The organism is Microcoleus sp. OTE_8_concoct_300, from assembly GCF_031383065.1.
GTDB lineage: Bacteria > Cyanobacteriota > Cyanobacteriia > Cyanobacteriales > Microcoleaceae > Microcoleus.
This window is the reverse complement of sequence record NZ_JANMZH010000175.1, coordinates 1-2,854: the sequence shown is the minus strand read 5'-3', so window position 1 is coordinate 2,854 and position 2,854 is coordinate 1. Positions and strand designations below refer to the sequence as shown.

Sequence of the window (2,854 nt, the reverse complement as noted above, 5' to 3'; positions counted from 1 at the left end):
GGATGCTCATGGTCTTTTAATGCTTGTTGCAGAGTTTCCTTTGTTTCAGAACTGAGGAAGTTTTTAGTAGGCATTGACTTTCTCGGAAAATTATCATATTATACCATACAATATGCGTTTTAGATGCTGAACAGCTTAGCTAGCACCCCCTTCAAAGCAGCCAACAGTTGACCATTCTGACCAATCCTGATCAAAGCTGAATCAGCGTTTTGGGTAATACTAAGTTGAGCAAAAGTTAGACCGCTCGCTAACACCAGCGCATCTTCACCTTTTGTGAAATCAGTAATTAGATCCGGCCCGGAACCTGCTGTTAAAACAAAGCGAGATCGCCCCATGCCGCCGCTGAGAATATCATTGCCCAAACCCCCTATCAGATAATCGTCGCCTTTAGGGCAGTTGAGAGTATCGTTGCCCTCCTCACCGCATAGCTTGCCACTACCGCCGTTGCCAAACATCAAATCCTTTGAGGCAATAGCTGAGGCAGTAGGGGTGCAAGGATTTCCCACTATAAATCTGTGAGGCTGCTGGAGTAAGGCATAGCTGCTGGATACCGTTGTGACAGCCATGACCTTACTTCAAGACAATAAAGATGCCAAATGGGTCTATATTATGCAACTTAAAAGCCGAGTGACTTAGGCTGAGAAATGCCAACCAGGTAAGGATCGGCAGCGACACGGAAATGATCCCTATTAATTCCTAGAGCTTGGTTTCCGGCTAATGCTCCATTAGCGTCGGTAAACACTGGACTTACGCCTTTTTCTAAGGTGGGGACAACCCTGGGAGCAGGGCTAAAGAGACTAGGGGCATTGATCGCGCCTCCACCATGGGTCACTAAGTCGATTTTCTCACTGCCGGCAAAGTCCGTAACCGGATCGCTGGTGGATACAGAGGATTCTGCAAACGGCAATATCAAAGTATCTGCACCCGTACCACCCGTTAGAATATCTTCACCAGCCCCCACCTTGAGCGTATTATTGGCAGCGTTGCCTGCACTAGAGTCGGGTAAACCGTTGATGGTATCTGCATTGGCTCCAGTTAAGTTACCAGCGCCAGCAGGGCGAGGAAAGGAAGGTGCAATATGAAGTTGAATCGGACCTGTAGCACTGTAATAACCATCAACAGCTATTTGATAGGTTGTCCCGGCTGTGACACTTTGGGTAATCAGGCTAGCTGGATACCCTCCCCCATCATCATCGGCTGCAACCAGAGCGAGGCTAGGAACAGTATAACCAGTGAAAAGGGACAAGTAAGTATCGAAACCACTGCCTATGGTGTCAAAAGTATAGTTCCCGGTAGTGGGTGCTGTCCAAGTCCACCACACCGACTCCGTTGCCCCACTTTGGGTAGGTTCACCTACTTCTCCGGTGGCTCGAATATTTGAGCCTGTAGCGTTGGCTGTTTGACCTGCCAAACTAATTCGGTTGGCAAAATTGTCATTGGGTGGAGCGGTAGGGGCAATATTAAGGTTAATCGAACCGAGGGTATAATTGCTATAACCATCAACAGCTATGCTATAGGTTGTCCCGGCTGTGGCATTCAGGTTATACAGGCTAGTTACACCCGGTCCCGAATCATCATCGTTGCCAATGAGAGTGAGGTTATTAACTGCAGAACCAGTGAAAACGGACAACCAAGTATCGAAATTACTGCCTGTGGTGTCAACTTGAAAGAATCCGCTACTGGGTGCTGTCCAAGACCACCACGCCGAGTTAATTTGCCCACTTTGGGCAGGTTCACCTACTTCTTCCGTGGCTCCATGATTTGAGCCTGTACTGTTGGCTGTTGCACCTGTCAAAGCAATTGCGTTGGCAAAATTGTCATTGGGTGGAGGGGGAGCGGTAATATTAAGTTGAATATCACCGGTATAACTGCTAAAACCATCGACTGCTATTTGATAGGTTTCCCCGGCTGTGACATTCTGGGTAATCTGGCTAGCTGGATACCCTGCCCCATCATCATCGGCTGCAATGAAAGTGAGGTTAGGAAGGCTATAACCAGTGAAAAGGGACAAGTAAGTATCGAAATTACTGCCTATGGTGTCAAAAGTAACTATCCCGGTACTGGGTGCTGTCCAAGACCACCACGCCGAGTTGATTGGCCCACTTTGGGCAGGTTCATCTACTTCTTCGGTGTCTCCAATATTTGAGCCTGTTGTACTCACAGGTAGGCCACCGAGGAAAATTCGGTCATCAAAATTATCATTTAAGCTCATAGTCTTTTTGCCTTTTTTTCTAAGTGCTAATTCCTTTTGTCTCGCGTGACAGATGCATGCGAATACATCTGCACGCGAGTACAGCTGCACGCGAATTCCACATAGTAAGCAAAAGTTTATAAATGCGCTATAGTCGCTTGACTTGAGCTCACTATTTATCAATCATAAACTGCTCCGGATCTTTGATTATTTTTGCAATAAAACTTTACACTTAGTGTTTAATAGCTAGTATGAAAGAGCACGCTTAGACATTTATTTTCTTGATATAAAACTATTGCCTGTAACTAATTTCCATACCTGCGGGAGAAAAGACGTACTTTTTTATATTCACTCAATACAGACGTTAAGTAGTGCGACATAAATAAACACTGCTGTGTAAAGAAAGATGAAGTAAAAGCAGCCAGAGGCCAGTACGCTTGGCGCACTAGGCAATGAACGCTATTGTATGAAAAGCCTTGACAACAACAGACATCTGTAAAAACTCTCAAAGCTTCTCCCAGACAGTGTTTTAGAGTTAGGCAAAGGCTCATAAAATTCTGCTGAATTAGCTGATTTATACGAAGGGATGAGGATTTGAGCCAGTTGCAGTTAATTTAGACGATAAATTTAGAGCTAGCTACACTATAATTGGGCAATGAATCC

General features: G+C 45.6%; 2 protein-coding genes. Both read right to left on the bottom strand.

The features are described 5' to 3' along the window. Window positions 1–119 precede the first annotated feature (119 nt). Window positions 120–566 carry a hypothetical protein gene (locus ACUVJL_RS08420; protein WP_445245430.1) on the bottom strand — a complete coding sequence of 149 codons (447 nt, stop codon included), beginning with the start codon at window positions 564–566 and terminating at the stop codon, window positions 120–122. A gap of 50 nt (window positions 567–616) precedes the next feature. Then, on the bottom strand, window positions 617–2,212 hold the full coding sequence (locus ACUVJL_RS08415) for a hypothetical protein (RefSeq protein ID WP_445245429.1): 1,596 nt from the start codon (window positions 2,210–2,212) through the stop codon (window positions 617–619). Window positions 2,213–2,854 lie beyond the last annotated feature (642 nt).

Bases quoted from the DNA above. Each gene is read 5' to 3' on its own strand.
- ACUVJL_RS08420 (WP_445245430.1), bottom strand. From the start codon at position 566: ATGGCTGTCACAACGGTATCCAGCAGCTATGCCTTACTCCAGCAGCCT.
- ACUVJL_RS08415 (WP_445245429.1), bottom strand. From the start codon at position 2,212: ATGAGCTTAAATGATAATTTTGATGACCGAATTTTCCTCGGTGGCCTA.